At 60.2% G+C, this 18829-nt stretch carries 20 protein-coding genes; 7 read left to right on the forward strand and 13 right to left on the reverse strand.

Annotated elements, in window-relative coordinates; translation table 11 throughout:
- Positions 1–27 precede the first annotated feature (27 nt).
- The 3 genes from CFR76_RS18210 to CFR76_RS17920 form a co-directional block, all read right to left on the reverse strand.
- Complete coding sequence (locus CFR76_RS18210) at positions 28–216, reverse strand: hypothetical protein (protein WP_176643747.1); 189 nt, start codon at positions 214–216, stop codon at positions 28–30.
- A 125-nt stretch (positions 217–341) separates the two neighbouring features.
- Positions 342–875, reverse strand: coding sequence for a DUF4142 domain-containing protein (locus tag CFR76_RS02205; RefSeq protein WP_110555618.1), 534 nt, complete (start codon positions 873–875; stop codon positions 342–344).
- 5 nt (positions 876–880) lie between these two features.
- Positions 881–1048: a hypothetical protein gene (locus CFR76_RS17920; RefSeq protein WP_167402033.1), complete on the reverse strand. Its 168-nt coding sequence runs from the start codon at positions 1046–1048 to the stop codon at positions 881–883.
- A 530-nt stretch (positions 1049–1578) separates the two neighbouring features.
- Between CFR76_RS17920 and CFR76_RS02215 the strand changes: the two genes are divergently transcribed.
- Positions 1579–2046, forward strand: coding sequence for a hypothetical protein (locus tag CFR76_RS02215; RefSeq protein ID WP_025438261.1), 468 nt, complete (start codon positions 1579–1581; stop codon positions 2044–2046).
- 60 nt (positions 2047–2106) lie between these two features.
- On the opposite strand, the gene CFR76_RS02220 is transcribed toward CFR76_RS02215, so the two are convergent.
- Entirely contained in the window at positions 2107–2796 is a 690-nt protein-coding gene (locus tag CFR76_RS02220; RefSeq protein WP_110555820.1) for a YfdX family protein, read from the reverse strand.
- Between the two features lie 174 nt (positions 2797–2970).
- Between CFR76_RS02220 and CFR76_RS02225 the strand changes: the two genes are divergently transcribed.
- On the forward strand, positions 2971–3357 hold the full coding sequence (locus tag CFR76_RS02225; RefSeq protein ID WP_110555620.1) for a VOC family protein: 387 nt from the start codon (positions 2971–2973) through the stop codon (positions 3355–3357).
- Between the two features lie 214 nt (positions 3358–3571).
- Entirely contained in the window at positions 3572–4039 is a 468-nt protein-coding gene (locus CFR76_RS02235; RefSeq protein ID WP_110555622.1) for a DUF3574 domain-containing protein, read from the forward strand.
- 21 nt (positions 4040–4060) lie between these two features.
- Here CFR76_RS02235 and CFR76_RS02240 read toward each other — a convergent pair whose 3' ends face one another.
- From CFR76_RS02240 to CFR76_RS02265, 6 genes are all read right to left on the reverse strand, one after another.
- Entirely contained in the window at positions 4061–4861 is an 801-nt protein-coding gene (locus tag CFR76_RS02240; protein ID WP_167402034.1) for an SDR family NAD(P)-dependent oxidoreductase, read from the reverse strand.
- Between the two features lie 168 nt (positions 4862–5029).
- Positions 5030–5773 carry a CDP-diacylglycerol diphosphatase gene (locus CFR76_RS02245; protein ID WP_244191732.1) on the reverse strand — a complete coding sequence of 248 codons (744 nt, stop codon included), beginning with the start codon at positions 5771–5773 and terminating at the stop codon, positions 5030–5032.
- 18 nt (positions 5774–5791) lie between these two features.
- Entirely contained in the window at positions 5792–7279 is a 1488-nt protein-coding gene (locus CFR76_RS02250; protein WP_110555624.1) for a peptide MFS transporter, read from the reverse strand.
- A gap of 11 nt (positions 7280–7290) precedes the next feature.
- Positions 7291–9279, reverse strand: a complete 1989-nt coding sequence (locus CFR76_RS02255; protein WP_110555625.1) for a CocE/NonD family hydrolase — start codon at positions 9277–9279, stop codon at positions 7291–7293.
- 121 nt (positions 9280–9400) lie between these two features.
- A complete protein-coding gene (locus CFR76_RS02260) occupies positions 9401–10687 on the reverse strand; it encodes an Hsp70 family protein (protein ID WP_110555626.1) in 1287 nt (428 codons plus the stop codon).
- 68 nt (positions 10688–10755) lie between these two features.
- Complete coding sequence (locus CFR76_RS02265) at positions 10756–10986, reverse strand: hypothetical protein (RefSeq protein ID WP_110555627.1); 231 nt, start codon at positions 10984–10986, stop codon at positions 10756–10758.
- A 94-nt stretch (positions 10987–11080) separates the two neighbouring features.
- Here CFR76_RS02265 and CFR76_RS02270 point away from each other — a divergent pair, with 94 nt between their 5' ends.
- A complete protein-coding gene (locus CFR76_RS02270; protein ID WP_146222623.1) occupies positions 11081–11341 on the forward strand; it encodes a hypothetical protein in 261 nt (86 codons plus the stop codon).
- Positions 11284–11742 (forward strand): hypothetical protein, encoded by a 459-nt coding sequence (locus CFR76_RS02275; protein ID WP_146222624.1) that lies wholly within the window; start codon positions 11284–11286, stop codon positions 11740–11742. Before CFR76_RS02270 ends, CFR76_RS02275 begins: the two co-directional genes overlap by 58 nt.
- Positions 11743–11981: 239 nt before the next feature.
- On the opposite strand, the gene CFR76_RS02280 is transcribed toward CFR76_RS02275, so the two are convergent.
- Positions 11982–12227, reverse strand: a complete 246-nt coding sequence (locus tag CFR76_RS02280) for a hypothetical protein (RefSeq protein WP_110555630.1) — start codon at positions 12225–12227, stop codon at positions 11982–11984.
- A 499-nt stretch (positions 12228–12726) separates the two neighbouring features.
- On the opposite strand from CFR76_RS02280, the gene CFR76_RS02285 reads away from it, so the two are divergent.
- Entirely contained in the window at positions 12727–13512 is a 786-nt protein-coding gene (locus CFR76_RS02285; protein ID WP_110555631.1) for a sulfite exporter TauE/SafE family protein, read from the forward strand.
- 91 nt (positions 13513–13603) lie between these two features.
- On the forward strand, positions 13604–15604 hold the full coding sequence (locus tag CFR76_RS02290; protein ID WP_110555632.1) for a M1 family metallopeptidase: 2001 nt from the start codon (positions 13604–13606) through the stop codon (positions 15602–15604).
- 693 nt (positions 15605–16297) lie between these two features.
- On the opposite strand, the gene CFR76_RS02300 is transcribed toward CFR76_RS02290, so the two are convergent.
- Both CFR76_RS02300 and CFR76_RS02310 read right to left on the reverse strand, forming a co-directional pair.
- Positions 16298–16792: a MucR family transcriptional regulator gene (locus CFR76_RS02300; protein WP_110555634.1), complete on the reverse strand. Its 495-nt coding sequence runs from the start codon at positions 16790–16792 to the stop codon at positions 16298–16300.
- Between the two features lie 1363 nt (positions 16793–18155).
- Positions 18156–18698, reverse strand: coding sequence for an iron transporter (locus CFR76_RS02310; protein WP_110555636.1), 543 nt, complete (start codon positions 18696–18698; stop codon positions 18156–18158).
- Between the last annotated feature and the right edge of the window lie 131 nt (positions 18699–18829).

Here is an 18829-nt window from a genome sequence, read left to right on the forward strand (position 1 = left end):
CATGGGTGTCGTGTTCATTATGGCATGTCAGAATCTGGGCAGCGGGATCTGCGGGAAGAACCAGCAGACCACTGCGATCAGCGTGACGAAGAATACGACCATGCAGCCGACAATGAAACCATGGCGTTTCTGCTCGGGCGTTGTAAATGGCGGGGCGTGCGTGGGGTCAACAGGGGCACGCCCGTCCCGCGCGTTTCCGTCTGATGAATACTTCATTTGAACCATCCTTTACCGGATATCCAGCTTCAACAGCATGTATTGTGGAAAGTTGCATCCGTCGGGGTAACGGGCATAATTAACGTGCAAAAAAACAGCATGACGGGATTACGACGCCCCATCACCTATTGCGGCAGCGACCTGGCCGCCTTCAGGTGGTTTTCAAGTGTTGGCAGGGTATTGGCGGCCCATGTCTTCAGGGTGGCGTTTTCGCCATTTTCAGCATAGCGGCGGAACAGGGACACGGCATCCTCGTGCGCTGATACCTGGTCGCTTCTGTACTGCAATGCGAAATCGCGTCCGTGCAGGGTCCTGAGCTTGTCCAGTTCGTCCTGATGGGTTTCATCCAGCGCGGTCGGCTGCTGGATCTGCACGCTGCCACTACGAAGAATATCCTGCAGGGCGGCGGATGTCTGCTTGTGGTCGGCGATCATCCTTGTCGCGAAATCGGTCAAGGCGGTATCATGGCTATGCAATGCCAGTTCACTGGACTGGATTTCAAACATGTCACTGATCGTCGCGATCTTGACGAAATCTTCCGTGCGCGGGGCGACGCCCATAAGGGAATTGATCCCCGTTTTTTCCGGTATCGACTGCGCCATGGCGGGAACGGACATGCATACAGCCAGACCCAGCATCGCCATCATGCTTTTCTTCATCGGGATTACTCCAGATATTCGGGGGCGGGCCTGTTCCACGCCGCCAGATCGTCATCGCGCCGGACGGGCACATGACCCCTGCCCTGTTCATCCACGGCCCGGGCCAGATCATCATGCCGGGCGCGCGGGCGGCCTGCCCACCGCGTATCAGCGGTCCCGGCCAGCCGGACCATCTGCCCAAAAACCCGCTGTCATGTTCAGGTTCTTGCATGTTCGTGAATGGCGTCATCCTGGCGCCCTTCCGCCCGGCTTTTGTCGCGACCGCCAGCAGGCATCATTATGATGCTACTGGGGCATTCATACAGGTTGATGCGATAAACCATGATCGTTCACCTTTCCCGGTTTTCGAGATTGCAGCGGGATGCGGGACCCTTGTTTTTTCCCTTGCCCCATTTTGGGGCCATGATGGGAAAGCAATCCTGAAAATACGCGCTGTGGACAGACAAACGGCGCAGGATACAGGCGGTTCCGGCTTTACCATGTGAAATATAAAATAAATACTTCCTTGCGTATTCATGGATTATGTATCGAATTCATAATATAAAAATTCACAGGCAATGACATGACCCCGTCTTGAAACCATTGCACGCCAGCCGCATGTGAAGGAAAAGCCATGCCTGCGCGCGGGATGCGGGCCACCCCATTTCCATACGACAACTGCCGGACCGTGAACTGCCCCTTACAGGAACGACGGGACCTGTCCATGCAACATCTGTCACGCTTCGCCTTTGCCTGCGCCAGTGTCATGCTGATGCTGCTTGCGCTGCTGCTGCTGACATTCGGGATGATCGACCTTCTGTCCGCGCTGGGCCATTCGTGGCATGCGGGCCGGAACGCCATATTACAGGCCATAAGCTATGTCGTCATTGCCGTCGCGGTCTTTGACGTAGCCAAGTATTTTATGGAGGAGGAAGTAATCCAGACAAGTGGCAAGAAAAGCCTGGGCGAAGCCCGCGCCAGCCTGACCAAATTCATCACCACAATCATCATTGCGGTCTTTATAGAGGGGCTGGTCGGCATATTTGAAACCAATACCACCGAACCTGCCGATATACTGTATCCGGCCAGCCTGCTGGTGGTGGCGACACTGATTGTCGTGTCCCTTGGCGTATTCCAGCGCATGAGCGTGGACGCCGAACGCGAAAAGAAAAAGGTTGGCGGGGATGAATGACCCCCGCCGCGCCGGATGCCCCGCGCATTGCGCGGCGCCCGGCGCCCGGCGCCCGGCCGGTTATTTCCTGGCCGGGGCCTGTTTGCCGCCCTGGTCGGGAATGGCGGTTTCAGCAAAATCCTCGGAAACGAAGACCAGATTGTCAATGATCTGCTGCAGCGCCGCCGATGCCTCCTTCGGGTGGCGGGCTTCGGTAAAGACGGTGGCGCGGTTCACCGCACCCAGCGTCTGGTCCAGCGGCGTGATCGCCATGATGAAGTCGGCATCTTCCGCCACGACCTGCAACGTCTGCGCCGCCTGCTGGGTCTTGCCGGCCTTCAGCTGGGTATTGGCGGTGGCGATGGCCGCCTTCTTTTCCGGCGCCAGCGTTTCGCTGCCAATGACTTCACCACCAACCGGCACCCACGCAACCGGCGTCGTGCCCGCGACATGCCCGCTGGGGGCAGGATGCCGGGGGGCGGGCTGAAGGCTGTTTTCAGCGGCGATGAACTTGCTGTTCGCCTTGCCGGCGGCGGTCAGGCGCTTGGTCGCGTCATACAGCGCGGGAATGGCGGCATCGGTCTGGCCGCCATCAAGGACCTGCTTTGCATTCAGGATATCAGCCATCGCGCGCTGGCCATCAGCGGACAGATGATTGAACGCACGGGTCACCTTGTATTTTTCCCACTCCGTATGCAGCGATGCCGCATGCGCGCCAAGCGGTGCCGCAACCAGTCCGGTCACGAGGGCCAGGGAAGCAATAAGACGCATGGTTTTCCTTTTCAGCAGACATATCAGGTCACTCATCAGCCCTATCGCTGATTTCAGCGGGTATTGTTACAAAAAATTGCTCAATGGTCCACGCTTATTCCGCATCCCGGCGCGGTTGCCGCCCCGTCGCGGCCTGTGCCATGATCGCATCCGGACAGAACAGAGGAAGCTTTCATGTTTACCCATATCGTAATCGGTTCGAACGATATTGAAGCCTCGAAAAAATTCTATGACAGCACTTTTGAAGCCCTTGATGTGCCGCCGTCCGAAATCAATGCCAGGGGCCGTCTGGTTTATGCCGACCGCACCGGCCGCCTGATCGTGACCAGGCCCATCAATGGCAAGCCCGCGACTGCTGCCAATGGCGGGACAATCGGCCTGCATGCCCGTTCGGAGGATGCCGTGCGCAAATGGCACGCGGCGGGCGTGGCCAATGGCGGCACGACATGCGAAGACCCGCCGGGCATCCGCCATTATGACTCCGGCGACCTGTTCCTTGCCTACCTGCGTGACCCGACCGGCAACAAGCTGTGCGCCATGTATAGCGTTCCGCCGGCATAAGGTTACCCTACGCAGTGGTGCGCCTTCAGGGGAACGCGCACCACCACGCGGCGCATTGCCCTGATACCCTTTTGCCGCGCGTGTACATGGCCCTGGTATCCGCTGGCAGCCTGCGGGAACCAGGGCCATGCCGCGCGCCATCCCTGCCCTGGCTGGATGGCGCTGGATCCGTTACCCTGTCTTCCGGCCTGTATGCCTGTGCGGAGAATGAATAATGGCGGCGTATCGACATATCCTGCCCGCCCTGCTGGCCTTGTCTGAGGCTACGGCATGGGTTCATCCCGCCATGGCGCGCAGCCTGGCCGCCCCATCCCTCACGACCGACGTGGCAGGGCCAGCCTGCGCGGCGTTGCATGCACGGCCGGATGTGCGGGTATCGCTGCTGTTCGGCCTGCGCCGCCCCCATGGCGGCCGCGTTACGAAATGGGAATGGAACGCCTTCCTGCGCGATACGGTGACACCACGCTTTCCCGCCGGGCTGTCCGTATTGCAAGTGGAAGGGCAATGGCAGGACCCCGAAAGCGGGCGGATCGGGCGTGAACCGGGCCGGATCGTATGGATCGTAACCCCACCCGCCCCCGACCTGGCCGACCGCATTGACGCCATCCGCCAGACCTACCGCACCCGTTTCCAGCAACAGGCCGTGGGCGTGGCCATTACGGCAGGCTGCGACGCGTTCTGACAGCCTGCCGGGTAAAAAGGGTCAGATACCGCCCGAAATCGGCAGGTTGACCCCGGTCATGTAGCTGGAATCATCACCGAACAGGAACGCCACCACACCGGGAATTTCGTTGATGTCGCCATAACGGCGCATGGGAATGCTGCCGATCATCTGCCGCACCACTTCCTTGGGATCGGTGGAAAAATACTGGCTGCCCGCCTTTGCCTGCAGTTCCACCTGCCGGTCCCACATGAAACCCGGCCCCATGAAGGCAGGGCTTATGGCATTGACGCGGATGTTGTAGGGGGCAAGGTCTTTTGCCGCAACCTCGGTCAGGCCGATAATGGCGAATTTGGAGGCGCCATAGGCCGCCATGTTGGGTGGTCCCTGCACGCCCGCCATGCTGGCCGTATTGACGATCCGGCCGAATTTGCGCGCGACCATATGCGCTGACACATGCCTGAGCACATGGAACGCGCCTACCACGTTGATCTGCATGACCCGGGCGAAATCCGCCTCCGGGTAATCCTGCACCGGGGCAAAGGCCCCCTGATAGCCTGCGTTGTTGAACAGGAAGTCAATCTGGCCCAGTTCCGCCACCACGGTTTCGACCGTCTGGCGGACCTGCTCGTTATCCGTCACGTCGCAGGCATGGATGTTGATACGGACTTCGTGTTCAAGCAGCGTGGCGCGTGCCTGTTCCAGCTTGGCCGCGTCAACATCCAGCAGCGCCAGATCGGCGCCCTGGCGGGCCAGGCGGGTTGCCGTCGCAAGGCCGATATTACCGGCGGCACCCGTCACAACGGCCACTTTTCCTGAAAATGGAAGGGGAACACCAGACATATATGTTTCCTTGATGACAAAGGGTCCGGATTGAAAAAAACACCATACCCGTCCTGCCCCACCGGGGCCGGATGGTGCAACGGCTTTATACGCCTGCGGGTTCGATGTGTCCCGGCTACAGGAAAATGTGAACGCGACCAGCCATGTCGCCGGCATGGCCCCACGCGCTCAGGGCCGGGAGCGGACCTGGCAGGTATGGTCCTGCAGTTCCTCCCCCGATGCGCGGTCGCCATGCACAAGGTCGACCTGGTCATCAAGGATGACGAAACCCGGCCTGCCATCAGCCTGCCTGATACCCGCGATCACCAGCGTATGCCGCCCCATTTCCCGCGCGGGATCGGCCATGTCCCGCGCCAGCAGCGCGAAAGGCCGCACCCCCGACAGGTCGGGCGTACTGACCAGCCGGGCACGGTAGGCATGGCCATGCAGCGGCAGGGCGGCCCAGTCGGGGCCTAGGCGCGCCGCCGCCTGGCGCAAGGCCGCCCTGACTTCGGGACGGATGCAATCGACATGAATGTGCAACTGGTTCTGGCTCCGCCCATAGACCGAGTTTATGGCCAGGGACATGTCTTCGGCTGGCAGGGAACGGGACAGCCTGTAATTGACGCGCACCGTCTGCCGCCATGCATAGGCAAAATAATCCGGCGCATCCCCGCGCGTTATGGCGGGGTCTTCCATGCCCGTAATACGCTGCGTCGGGATCAGCAGGTACTGCCCGATCCCGACACGGTCCTTCAGCACGGCGTAACCGGCATGGGTGTCGGTTTCCTCACACGGGCCGGCGGCCGCGTGCGCCACGCACTGTTCATGCACGATATGCCACAACGCGTCCGGGGAATGCGCGCCCGCCCCCATGCGGGCACAGGCCAGCCCCGCCACCAGCAGGCCCACGGCCCATAGCACCTTTTTCATATCGGACGACCTGCCCCCTCAACCCGCCTGCTGGCGTTCCCACCGCCTGACCAGCGGCAGCAGCAGGGCAAAGACAAGGGTGGCCAGTGCCGCAAGGCCGGTCAGGGACCGGAACAGGTCGCCGTAAATCGCCAGTGTCCGCGCGGCATCCATGCCAGCCGGGACGGATGGATCGACCGCCGCCATGTTGGCGACAAGGCTGCCGACATACATGGCAAACCCGATCAGCACATAATAACACCCCACCATGAAGGCGCTGATACGCGCGGGCACGTATCGGGCGATTGCCGCAAGGCCAAGGCCGCTGATCATCAGTTCCCCCAGTGAAAGCGGGCCATACCCCACCAGCATCACCCATGGCGAGACAAGGGGCGATGTCGACAGGGCCGCACTGCCCCACCATATCAGGAACGACAGGGTCACACACCCGAAACCGATGATGAATTTGACCGCGATGCCCATGTCGATACGCCGCCGCCCCAACGCGGCATACAGCGCGACCAGCACTGGCGTGCCCGCCATGATCCATAACGGGTTGAACCCCTGGAACTGCCCCGCCGAAAGGGAAAACAGGCGCAGGCCCCCCAGCATGAAATCCTTGCCGACATTGCGCAGGGCGAACAGGGTGAGCGAGGTCACCATCTGCTGGTAGAAAATGAAATACAGCGCCACCTCGAATGTCAGCAGGTACATGATCCTCAGCCCCGGACGCTCTCCCGGCCCCGCGCGCCTGTACACCACGCCCCACGCAAGCACGATCAGGATGCCGGAAATCACGACAAGCCCCCCCTGAATGGAGGTGGAGGCAAAAACACGCGCCGACAGTTCAACACCAGCCCCCATTCCCGCGACAACCGCCAGCACGCGCCACACCGGCACGGGGCGGAAATCCGGATCCGTGCCAATGCGCGCCAGACGGGTGCGGCGCAGGAAATAACAGCCCGTGCCCAGCCCAAGCCCCACGGCGCAGGCCACGAACGCCGCCCCCCAGCCATAGGCCTGCTGCAACCATGGGGTCAGGAACAGGGAGAATGTCGAACCGACATTGATGGCCATGTAATAGAGCGTAAAGGCCACATCCAGCTTCTGGTCCTGCCCACGGTATATGATGGTGACCATGTTGCACGAATTGGGCTTGAACAGGCCGTTGCCGACAACAATCATCCCCATGGCGAGATACAGGGCACGCGCGCTGCCCCCCATTCCCCCCAGCAGCAGGTACCCAACGGCCAGGACAACGCCACCGGCCACCATCGTGCGCCGCGATCCCGTAACCCGGTCCCCCAGCCATCCACCCACCACGGGCGCTGCATAGGTCAGGGCGGAAAAACTGCCCCACAGCATGTTGGCCTGCGTATCATGCAGGCCCAGTTTCTGGACCATGTACAGCAGCAGGATCGCCTGCATGCCGTAAAAACCGAACCGTTCCCATGTTTCCATGGCCAGCACGACGCCAAACGCCGCGGAACGCTCCATGCGGGACAGTGTGGCGTCGGGATCATGCATCCAGCCTGCCCTCAGGGCAGCACGGGCAGCCAGACGGCGGAAGGATGGGCGGGATCATGATAGATGTCCTGGGTCGCCGCGACGTAATCCTGCGGACGCGCCTGCAGGATGCTGGGCACGAATTTCTGCGGGTTGCGGTCATAGAGCGGGAACAGGCTGGACTGGATCTGGACCATGATCCGGTGCCCCGGCTGGAAGACGTGGTTGATGACCGGCAGGGTGAAGCGGTAACGCTCCACCTGGCCGGGGGTAATGGCGGTGGGATGCACGAAGTCGTGGCGGTACCGCCCACGGAAAATGTCCATGGACACCGGCAGTTCATATCCCCCCATTTCGGGGCGGTCGGCGGTGGTGGGCGGGTTGACGTCGATCACCTTCACCACCCAGTCCGCATCCGACCCGGTGGTGGCGGCGTACAGCTCCGCCACCGGCACGCCACTGACCCGGACGGGCGTGGTCAGGACCGGGGTTTCGTAGGTCAGGACATCGGGGCGGCTTTCAGCCGATCGCTGGTCCTGCACCAGCCATGTCTTCCATCGGTCCGCATCGGTTGCAAAGGAAAAGGGCCGGGCCAGGAACGGCACCGGGTGCTGCGGGTCGGATACATAACGGTCGGATGCCGAAGCATCCTGTCCAGGCTTTTGGGTGGACAGGCCATGGCCCGCCTGCATGAACATCGGCTGGAGCGGGTGCGGGCACTGCCCGTCACAGGCCTGCGGCCAGTGGTCGATGTAGTCCCATCGGTTCTGCCCGGTATTGTACAGGATGGCCTGCGGCAGGTGGACCGCGGGCGCGTTGGCGCGCAGGTACTGATCAAAGAACGGGCGCAGCACGTCATGGCGGAACTGGGACGCCGTATCCCCATTCCACTGCAATGGCCCCAGCGATGACCCATCGTAATTGACCTGGCTATGCCGCCACGGCCCCATGGCCATGACATTGGGGACCGTGGGATGGGTGGCCTGTACCGCCTGCCATGCGTGGATCGCCCCCCACATGTCTTCCTGGTCCCACAGCCCTTCCACCCATAATGTCGGGATGGTCAGCCCGTGGCGCGCCAGAAGCTGGTCAAGGGCCTGCTGCTGCCAGAATGCGTCATAGTCCGGGTGGGCCAGCATGCGCCGCCACCACGGGAACTGGTCCAGCCCCGCATCATGGGCGAACTGTTCCGCCGACCCGGCGGAGAGGTAGTTGCTGTAATCATCCTGGCCGACGCGCGGGATGGTATGCCCATCGCCCCGTTCGGTCATCTGTTCGGTAAAGTAGTCAAGGCCGCCCTGGCGGAACGCGCCGTAATGGTACCAGTCATCCCCCATCCAACCATCGATCATGGGGCTTTCGGGGGCCGTGACCTTCAGCGCCGGATGCGGGTCAAGCAGGGCCATGACCACAGTGAACCCTTCATAGGAGGAGCCGAGCATCCCCACCCGCCCGTTGCCCTGCGGCACGTTATGGACCAGCCATTCGATGGTGTCCCACGCATCCGTCGTCTCGTCCGTGCGGGTCGGGTTCAGCGCGCCACGGGGGGGACGGGTCATGACATAGTCCCCTTCCGATCCGTATTTGCCGCGTATGTCCTGGAATACGCGGATATACCCTGCCTCGACAAACGCATCGTCGCCCTGCGGCAGGATGGAACGGATATCGGGCGCATCCGTAATGCGGTTCAGCCGTTCGGATGCATGGTAGGGCGTGCGCGTCAGCAGCAGGGGCGCGTTCGTTGCGTCTCGCGGAATGACGATGACCGTATGCAGCCTGACGCCATCGCGCATCGGGATCATGACGTCGCGCTTGATGTAATTGCGCGCGCTGGTGGGAAAGGCCACATGGGCGGGGATATCGCTGCCGGTCTGCACGCTCGGCGCGGACGGGCCGGCTGCCTGCGGGGCGGGGGCGCCCGCGTCCCCTGCCGCATGGGCCTGCCCCGCCAGCGTGCCCGACGCCATGGTGGCGAGCATGATCGCAAGCGAAGGTACATGCCGCCAGGAAAGTCGTTTCACGTTGATTCCACTCCACTACCGCCGCGCGCGGCCCGGTTTGTTGCTGGTTGATAACAATAAATGCGGGCTGAAGCAGTTGTAAACACACACGATGAAGGGAATGCGCGGCAGGCGGCCGCCATCAGGCATTCATCAGGGCCAGCCCCTCCGCGACCGAGACGAATTCATTGCCCGTATCCACGCGCTCCGCGCCGAAACGCCGGTTGAACAGGTCGCGCACGGCAGGCACGAACGACGTGCCCCCCGTCAGGAACACCCGGTCGATGGCCGTGGTCGGCAGCCCCGCGCGGTCCAGCGCCAGCCCCACCGCGTCATCGAACTGCTGGAGGTCGGGCGCGATCCAGCCTTCGAATTCAGCGCGCGTGATCGCGCGGTCTATATGCACGTCGCGGTGGTCATAGCGCAGCACCGTGCGCCCGGCGATGGACAGCGCGCGCTTTGCCGCCCCCACCGCGCGGTACAGCGCCTGCCCCTGCTGTTCATCAATGATGTTCATCAGAGCATGGAGCCTGTCGGGTTCGGACGCCGTGCGGGCAACGTCGGCAATGGCCCGCAGGGTCTGGGGGGTGCGCATCAGCGCCAGGCGGTGCCAGCGCCCAAGGCTTGCATACCATTCGGCCGGAACCGGCAGCGGCTGCCCGCCCATGACGCGATAGGTGGCGTGGCGGCCCAGTTCGGGTGCGATGACATTGTCAATGATGCGGTAATCGAACTGGTCCCCCGCAATGCCGACACCGGCATAGCCCAGCGCGGTGGCGTTGCGCAGATTGGCCGGGTCAAAGCGCAGGATGGAAAAGTCACTCGTGCCGCCGCCAAAATCGCCCACCAGCACGGTCGCGGGCGCGCCCAGCCGCCGGGCGAAATGCCAGCCCGCCGCTTCGGGTTCCAGCGCCACGTCCACATGGTGGAATCCCGCCGCGCGGAAACTGTCACGCAGGCGCTGTTCACCCAGCGCATCATCGGGCCGTTCACCCGCGAAATGCACGGGACGGCCAACCGTCGCGGTGACATCGGCAGGGTCAATGCCGATCGTGCGCATGAGGCATGACAGGAAGCTGGCGACCAGCATTTCCAGCGTCATGACCTGCCCCATGAGCCGGGTCTGGCGGAAAGACGCCTGCGCCAGATAGGACTTCATGGACATGATCAGCCGACTGTCCGCCGGGTCTTCCAGATAGGCGTCGATCGCCGCCGCCCCGATCGCCTCCCGCAGGGACGACCGCCCGGGCACACTGTCCTCACGCCACAGGCACAGCAGCGACCGGCATGTTTCGGCCGGGGGATGATGGGGAAAGGAAAAACGCGCGGGCGTGGGCCGCCCCTGCGCATCCAGCACGACCACGACAGTATTGGTCGTGCCGAAATCTATACCGAGCCGCACGCTCCGGTTGGAACCGATGGAAGACATACCGCCTCAATAGGCATGTGCCTGGCGCATGTCCATCCACCGGCGCACGTTTTGCGGGTCCCGCCCGTTCAGGAGCCGGACGGGCGGCCGGTAATGAGCCAGAGCATGAGGGCCGGCAGGAAAAAATACAGCCCCGTGGCCGCCACCAGCCATGGCATGAGGAACACCACATCCGTATGCAGCACGAAACGGCAGACCAGGTTTGCGATCCCCAGCATCGCGACGACACATGCGAAGGCGCCCGCGTTCATCAGCAGTGTCCGGTCCCCGTTAATCTGCCGGAGTTTCTGTTCCATCATGCAACCTTATCCTTTCACCACCCATGAACCATGTCCCGCGCACAGGAAATGCCCACCTGCTGTACCCCACGACCGCGCGTGAGGGAAGCCGCCCATGCCCGCCTGCCCCGGCCGTAGCCACACGACCATGACGCTTTCCCGCCTGCATGCGCCCATCCCGCGCTGCCTGCCAGTCGTGCCGGGCCTGCTGATCCTCCAGCCGGGCTGCGTGCATGACGATACACTGACGATATGCGTCAATCCCGCCCTGCCACCCATGGCATCCGTTGCCGGCGCGGATGCGTCGACCATGACGGGGTGGATATTGACCGGGCGTGGATGCTGGCCCGTTACTGGCATGCCCGCCTGGTCGTGACACCAACGGATTTTATCGGCCTGTTTCCCGGCATGGCGGCGCAGTGCTGCGGCATGGCCATAAGCGACATCATCGGGTTGCCGGGCGTGCGCCGATCATTATCCAGCAGTACCCGACGGGAAGACAAGGTGGTGCAGTTGTTCCCGATCGGGCGCGTCTTTGCTTTCGCCAGTCAGGATGTGGGGTTTTATTACCGGCAGAAGCGGCTGCACGGCAAAGTCAACATCATCCTGACGCCGGATTATCCGGAAGACCGCCATTTTGCGGTCTATATCCGCCAGAACGCAGCCAACGGCGAAAAACTTGCGACCACCATGGCGGCATTGCAGGCTGATGGCACCGTTGCCGCCATGATGCCTGACCCCGCAGGCACTTCCACGTTCATGGAGGATGCTGTTTAAAACAGTCATCCCGAACAGGATGATGCAAGCAGGACATGTTCCCGGTGAAGTATTTTCCAAAAATATTCAGGAACCACGAAACGCCGCTTTATGTTACAGATAGGTAACGATACGTTCGCAGGCACGCCGGGCGCATATTCTGCCATGCAGGTTATTTCTGTCTGAAATATTACTTAAATATAAATGCCGGCAATCATCCATTCCGTTCCTGTTACGGGCATGCGAATGATGAGGCGCATTCAGTCCGTAACAGGCCCCTCGTCCTCCTCATCGGGTTCCAGCGGTTCAACCAGCCCGTCCTTGTCGGGATCGATCGGTTCGTCCTCATCATGGTCCGGGCAACGTTTTCCCGGCGGGTCCAGTGGCTCCTTCTCATCGGGTTCGCCGTGACCGGGATCCTGTCCGGGTCCATGGTCCGGCGGTGAGGGGACCGGGCGGACCGCAATGGCATTCCATGCCTTACCCGCTACCTGTCTGCTGAACATGGCGCCTCTCCGTAAATGGTTCCCCCTGCAACGGGTGCAATGAAAACAGGTTGCCGCGCCTTCGGGGTTATTTTCAGACTACGGGAAAGACCACGGAACCCGCGCATGACCCGGGCCAGGCCGCCTGCCTGTTCGCAAGCGCATGTCGTGGCGGCGGGGCGGACAGGCCGCTTCCGCGACATGAGTATGGATAAGGGAGGCACGGCGCCGCATCGGGTTACCGGACGCGCCCGCCGCAAATCATCCCGGCCTGTCGGAAAACGGGGATTTTCCGTATTTTTACGGGTTATATGCCAAAATATGGCGCCTTCATATCACCAAATATGCTTGTGCTTCATGAAAATTACACATAAACAGTCGTATCCACCCGGCTTAAACCACTTATTTTTTTGTGTAATTCGGATGCAAAACGCGCAGGAACGGATAGACAGCCGCCCTTACCCCATGCCGGTGGGCATACGCTCCCTGCCCCGCAACCATCGAACCATGAAGCCCCATCATGCACCTGCCTGAATCGATCAACCTGCTTTACGTGCTGTCTGGCCTTGGGGTCGGCTTTCTTGTCGGCATGACCGGCGTGGGGGGCGGGTCGCTCATGACCCCGCTGCTCATATTGCTGTTCAAGGTGCATCCACAGTCCGCCGTGGGCACGGACCTTTTGTATGCGGCCCTGACCAAGACGGTAGGCACGCTGGTGCACGGCCGCAGCCGGTCGGTGGAATGGCGCGTGGTGGGACGGCTGGCGCTGGGCAGCATACCGGCCACGGGGCTTACGATCGCGGCCCTTCACTGGGCGGGCAGCCCCTCGCCGCAGGTGACGCATGTGATTTCCGTGGCGCTGGGCATCGCATTGCTGATTACCGCCCCCAGCGTACTGTTTCGCCACCGGCTGCAGATGCTGTCGCGGCAGAAGGCCGGCAGCGTTTCCCCCGCCATGACCGGCCGGCTGACCACGCTGCTGGGCGCGGTGCTGGGGGTCATGGTCACGCTGTCTTCCGTGGGCGCGGGGGCCATCGGCATGGCGGCGCTGATCTTCCTCTATCCCACGCTGGAAATCCGCCGGCTGGTCGGTTCCGACATCGCGCATGCCGTGCCGCTGACGGCCATCGCGGGCATGGGGCACTGGTGGATCGGGGATATTGATATCCCGCTGCTGACCTCGCTGCTGTGCGGGTCCATCCCTGGCATCATACTGGGCAGCCTGTGCATCGGGCTTGTGCCCGACCGGGTGCAGCGCATCATACTGGCCGCGATCCTTGTTACCGTTGGCCTGAAGGTCATCTGAGGGCCTGCGCCCGCACGGCACCCGTCCGCATCTTGCACTTCAGGCGCCATCCGTTACCTTACCGCAACCATGACAGGCGGAAGGCAGGGCGATGGCATACGGAAAGCTGGTGGTTATCCTGACCTGTGCGGGCTGCTGCGCGGTAACCGGGGCACGGGCGGCACCCGCCGCAACCGCAATGGACATGCGCCGGGTCTTTGCCCCCCTGTCCCTGCCCGATGCGCCCGACCGCTACAATTCGGGTTCTGGCCTGCCGGGGCCGGATTACTGGCAGAACCGGGCGGACTACGTCATCCATGCCCGGATCGACACGCCCACCCATGCCCTGTCGGGCGAGGAAACCCTGACCTATACCAACAACAGCCCCGACAGCCTTGATACGCTGTGGCTGCAACTGGACCAGAACATCTACCGGCCTCATGCCCGCGCGGGCTTCGCCAACCCTGAACGCCACCCCCATACGACCGACGGCATGGTGATCGATTCAGTCGCCATCATGCGCCATGGGCATGAAATCCCGCTTCCGCCACGCATATCCGATACCCGTATGCAGCTTGCCCTGCCCGGTGCGCCGCTGTCCCACGGGCAGAAGGTCCGGATCCACATACGCTGGCATTACACCATTCCCGGTCGGTGGGGCGGCCGTACGGCGGTCACCCCCGCCGGGGATGGCGAGATGTACGAAATCGCGCAGTGGTATCCCCGCATGTGCGTCTATGACAGTCATCGCGGCTGGGACACGCTGCCCTATCTGGGACAGGAGTTCTACCTTGAATACGGCAATTTTGATTACAGCATCACGGTGCCGTGGAATTTCACGGTTGTCGGTTCCGGCGCGCTGCTCAATCCGGCGGACGTCCTGACCCGGACCGAACGCGCCCGCCTGGCGCAGGCGGGCCGCAGCGACCAGACCGTGATGATCCGCACAGCACACGACGTAGCGGACCCCACAAGCCACGTGGCCCGCACGGGGGAAAAGACATGGCGTTTTTACATGGGAAACACGCGTGATGTCTCCTTTGCCGCATCCGCCGCCTTTTTATGGGATGCGGCGCGCATCGACCTGCCGCCGGTCCGTCCCGCCCCCGGCATGAAGCCCGCGCCGCGCCTGGCGATGTCGGTCTACCCGCGGGAAGGGATCGGCCCGCAGGCATGGGACCGGTCCACCCAATATGTCAGGCATGCCATCGAATACTTTTCCCGGCAATGGTTTGCCTACCCCTGGCCCAACGCCATCAATGTCGGGGGATATGGCGCGGGCATGGAATATCCCGGCATTGTCTTTGACGGCTGGGAGGACCGGAACGATACGCTGTTCTGGATCACCACGCATGAGCTGGGCCATGGCTGGTTTCCCATGATCGTGGGCAGTAACGAACGGCGTGATGCGTTCATGGATGAAGGGTTCAATACCTTTATCGACGCCTATGCATCACGGCATTTCAACCATGGGGAATACGCACCCAAGCATGACGCGGAATTCGCCCCACTGACCGGCAGGCCCGCCGATGACATCATCCCGGTGCTGAAAGACCCGCAGGCCCCCACCCTTATGACACCAGCGGAACTGGTGCCGGAAAAATACCGGCATCCGGTCACGTATTTCAAAAGTGCATATGGACTGATGCTGCTGCGTGAACAGATACTGGGGCCTGAGCGGTTCGACGCCGCCTTCCGCCGCTATATCCAGGCATGGGCGTACCGCCATCCCACCCCGTCGGATTTTTTCCGGTTGATGGAAAGCGAATCTGGCGAAGACCTGGGATGGTTCTGGCGCGGCTGGTATTTTGAAAATGACTGGCCGGATTATGCCCTGACCCGCCTGTCCTATGTCAATCATGACGCCCGTCAGGGCACGCAGGTCGGCATAAGGACCAAGGGCAGGCTCATGCTGCCCGTGACACTGCGGCTGGAGTACAGCAACGGCACGCACGCGGATCAGGTCATCCCGACGGAAAGCTGGCACATGGCGGATAATATTACCGTTGCCTTTCCCGGCGGCCCGGCAGTCGAAAGGGCCATCCTTGACCCCGACCATGTCCTGCCCGACCCGGACCGCAGCGATAACATACGTCACATGACGTCAAGGTGATGTACATACGGCACAAGCACCACAACGGCTATCCTGCTGCCCGGAAGGCCGTTCCGGACCGAATGGCCGATCACCGGAATACAGGGGCCTGAACGCCGCTTTTTCAGGAAGGCAGTATTTGCATATGCTTCCCGATAAGGATTTTAGAGGCTGTTTGAAAACAAATCATTGATAAAAAACAATAAAAGTTCTTAGGCGCCGCCTTTTTCTCAAAAAGGCGGCGTTCTTTCGAAGCTTTTGCAAAAAGCTTCACCAAAAACTTTCTTTAATTTTAAAGCGCTATCATGATCTGACTTTTCAAACAGTCTCTTAACAGAAAATTCTTTATGATTTGGAGAGATTCCAAAGAAAATCGGTTCAAGCCGTTTCTTGATATGTCTGTCCCGACAGCCTCCATGGCCTGCGTCAGGAACACTATACCGCCCAACAGATGGATAGGGCGCGCCATGTTGTTACGGATATATATTGCCAAGACAGCAGCCATCCCCTTCCCGCCCTGCATGACGACATGCAGCAAAAGGCAACACGGGCCGAGCGTGCGGATAAGAAAGCCCCCACATGTTCATGACCGGCAGAATGCAATATTGCGTCTGTCATTACATATAGGGAAAGATCTTTCCCTTCCCCGCAAATACAGACACCCAGCCTGCGAACAGGCTGGGTGCTTGCAACTATACAGCGTATCCGTGATGCTTATGCATCGACGCCCTTCTTGCGACGCGCACGGGTCTTGCGCGCGGGCTTGGCCGGGGCCTCCGCCGCGACTTCGGGTTCCGGCTCAACCACAACCTTGCGACCCAGGCCAATCTTCTGTGCAAGGGATGAACGATGCGCGGCGTAATTGGGGGCCGTCATCGGATAATTGGCAGGCAGGCCCCATTTTTCACGATACTGTTCCGGGGTCATGCCATATGCCGTCTGCAGGTGACGCTTGAGCATCTTCAGCTTCTTGCCGTCTTCCAGGCAGATCACGTAATCAGGAAATACTGATTTCTTGATCGGCACGGCCGGCTGCAGCGGTGCGGGTTCAACCACCTTTTCAGCGCCAAGGCCCTTCAGCGCAGTATAAACCGTCTCGATCAGGGTGGGGATCTGCTCGATGCCAACGGTATTATGATTGGTATGCGCAGCCACGATCTCTGTCGTCATGGATACCAGTTCGGTATGCGGGAGATCTTTATTATCCAATGTCTGAATCTTTCCTCTGTAGATTGCCGTCCGGGGACATATCTGCCCTATCAGTAATAATCATGCGTCTATTATGCAACCACAATAAAGCCTTTTGGCGCGTATTTTTTATATCACCCCCATTACAGAGACATACGCGGCAATGCCTGCATAGGTTGCATATCAGCATGCCTTGTGTGCTCCATACGGACGCGACGACGCAATAATAATCATGTCCATTATCGCATCCAGGGAGCATATGCAATTTCTTGTTTGAAAAATTGAAAAAAACTGTCTCAAATTCTTAATTTACTGAGTTTAGTTAATGAATTTTCACCATTTTATAAACACATCATATAAAATACACGACCTGTTCATCGATCATATCTGTTATAAAAATAGACATTGGACAAAATTAAATTTTATAAAAAAATAATAAACAAACCAACCTGAACACATTATGCCAAGTTATTTAATTTTTGTTTTTATTTAAATATAAATCATATACCAATAATTTTTATGGCGTCATGCAATATCATTTAACAAATTATTCAATTACATGCACATGACCAAAAAACGACATGGAAACAAAATCTGAATTTTGTAGTCATTACATATTACGACAAATACATATATTCATATTCCGGCATGACATATATCGCGCATCCGCCTGCATGGCCCTGACCTGCGTGGCATGAATCATAATGGGCCGCATTCCACCCGTACCCGCACCACAATACATGCTGTCATTCCGTTATTGCAGAACTGAACCATCGTTCCGCTGTCATTACATCCATTCAGGCAGCACGCGCCAAGGTTGCATCCATGACAGCCTGCATAGCTGCACGCCCCGTCCAGATTCCGTGCGATAGGCTGACCGACCCCATTCATAAGTAACGGACTGTATCAGCCAGACCACGCGGCATATATTATATTTGATGATATTATGGAAATGAACGGGAAAAGCGGATTGGCGACATCCCATTCCGTCTTTCCATTCCCGTTCCATGGCCATCGTGGCCGCCTGTCCGCCCGATCTGTCCGGGTGCCCCCCCACGTCCATGGTCATGGGCGCATAAGGTTGGCGGATCTGCCCGCCAGACAGCCTGCCCGGCGGAGGCATCATGCAGGTGTGGCTATGTGTGGACCCGCAACGCTGCGGCATGCGGCAGGAATCCTGTACCTGCCGGGCATATGACCCGGCAGGTACAGGGACGGCGTGCAGGCGGGAAATCCTCGCCTGCCCTGCCACACGCAGCAGGGCAGCATGTATTCCGGTCAGGCCAGGTACTGTTTTACCGGCAGGGCAAGGGCGCAAGCCGGATGTCCCTGCGCCATGATGATGCGATGGGCACCAGCCTGCGCGGTCATGCCCCCGGGACAATCATTTCTGGGGATAGGCAAAATTGAACGTCTCGGTAAACGGTTTCCAGAACCCCGGCGTGCCGGTTTCCTTGTCCACATGATGCAGGAAGCCGCTCTGTTCAGGTGAGGAATAGGTCAGTACGACCGTGTAGCGGCCCGGGCCGTCCATCTGCACGTTATCGGCATAATGCGGACCGTCCTTGGCGGTCATGAAGTGCATCGTGCCTTCCGCCTTCCACGGCGTGCCGTCCTTTGTCAGCGAATAGCCGATCGTAAGATACGGCACCCATGCCCCGTCGGGGTAGCCCCACACGTTGTCCGCGGTGGCGTGGACATCGGTTTCAAGGTGGATGGTATCCGGCCTGGTATTGTCGGTCATGCCGGCTGGCATGGGATCGACCATGATACCCGTCAGGTAGCTGGAGGCGATTTCCATGTCATGCGCCTGAACGGGACCGCCAATGGGATATTCACGCGCCTGCGCCGCCGTGACACCCACAGGCAGGGCCGCGATGGACAGCGCCAGTATAGAACACTTTTTCTTCATGATGATTGTTTCCATGTATCTGAGCATTGGGTCACGGGCCTGTTTTATTTTTGGTTTCCAGTAATCCCGCGACCAGAACGCAGATCCCCTTCCGGCTGATTTCACAATTCTGATAATGATAATTGTTATCACTGTCAACGGATGGT

The sequence above is a fragment of the Komagataeibacter swingsii genome, from assembly GCF_003207895.1.
GTDB lineage: Bacteria > Pseudomonadota > Alphaproteobacteria > Acetobacterales > Acetobacteraceae > Komagataeibacter > Komagataeibacter swingsii.

Bases quoted from the DNA above. Each gene is read 5' to 3' on its own strand.
- CFR76_RS02270 (WP_146222623.1), top strand. From the start codon at position 11,081: ATGCCCGCCTGCCCCGGCCGTAGCCACACGACCATGACGCTTTCCCGC.
- CFR76_RS02250 (WP_110555624.1), bottom strand. From the start codon at position 7,279: ATGCATGATCCCGACGCCACACTGTCCCGCATGGAGCGTTCCGCGGCG.
- CFR76_RS02205 (WP_110555618.1), bottom strand. From the start codon at position 875: ATGAAGAAAAGCATGATGGCGATGCTGGGTCTGGCTGTATGCATGTCC.
- CFR76_RS02240 (WP_167402034.1), bottom strand. From the start codon at position 4,861: ATGTCTGGTGTTCCCCTTCCATTTTCAGGAAAAGTGGCCGTTGTGACG.
- CFR76_RS02310 (WP_110555636.1), bottom strand. From the start codon at position 18,698: ATGGAAACAATCATCATGAAGAAAAAGTGTTCTATACTGGCGCTGTCC.
- CFR76_RS02290 (WP_110555632.1), top strand. From the start codon at position 13,604: ATGGCATACGGAAAGCTGGTGGTTATCCTGACCTGTGCGGGCTGCTGC.
- CFR76_RS02220 (WP_110555820.1), bottom strand. From the start codon at position 2,796: ATGCGTCTTATTGCTTCCCTGGCCCTCGTGACCGGACTGGTTGCGGCA.
- CFR76_RS17920 (WP_167402033.1), bottom strand. From the start codon at position 1,048: ATGGTCCGGCTGGCCGGGACCGCTGATACGCGGTGGGCAGGCCGCCCG.
- CFR76_RS02215 (WP_025438261.1), top strand. From the start codon at position 1,579: ATGCAACATCTGTCACGCTTCGCCTTTGCCTGCGCCAGTGTCATGCTG.
- CFR76_RS02280 (WP_110555630.1), bottom strand. From the start codon at position 12,227: ATGTTCAGCAGACAGGTAGCGGGTAAGGCATGGAATGCCATTGCGGTC.
- CFR76_RS02235 (WP_110555622.1), top strand. From the start codon at position 3,572: ATGGCGGCGTATCGACATATCCTGCCCGCCCTGCTGGCCTTGTCTGAG.
- CFR76_RS02285 (WP_110555631.1), top strand. From the start codon at position 12,727: ATGCACCTGCCTGAATCGATCAACCTGCTTTACGTGCTGTCTGGCCTT.
- CFR76_RS02225 (WP_110555620.1), top strand. From the start codon at position 2,971: ATGTTTACCCATATCGTAATCGGTTCGAACGATATTGAAGCCTCGAAA.
- CFR76_RS18210 (WP_176643747.1), bottom strand. From the start codon at position 216: ATGAAGTATTCATCAGACGGAAACGCGCGGGACGGGCGTGCCCCTGTT.
- CFR76_RS02245 (WP_244191732.1), bottom strand. From the start codon at position 5,773: ATGAAAAAGGTGCTATGGGCCGTGGGCCTGCTGGTGGCGGGGCTGGCC.
- CFR76_RS02265 (WP_110555627.1), bottom strand. From the start codon at position 10,986: ATGATGGAACAGAAACTCCGGCAGATTAACGGGGACCGGACACTGCTG.
- CFR76_RS02260 (WP_110555626.1), bottom strand. From the start codon at position 10,687: ATGTCTTCCATCGGTTCCAACCGGAGCGTGCGGCTCGGTATAGATTTC.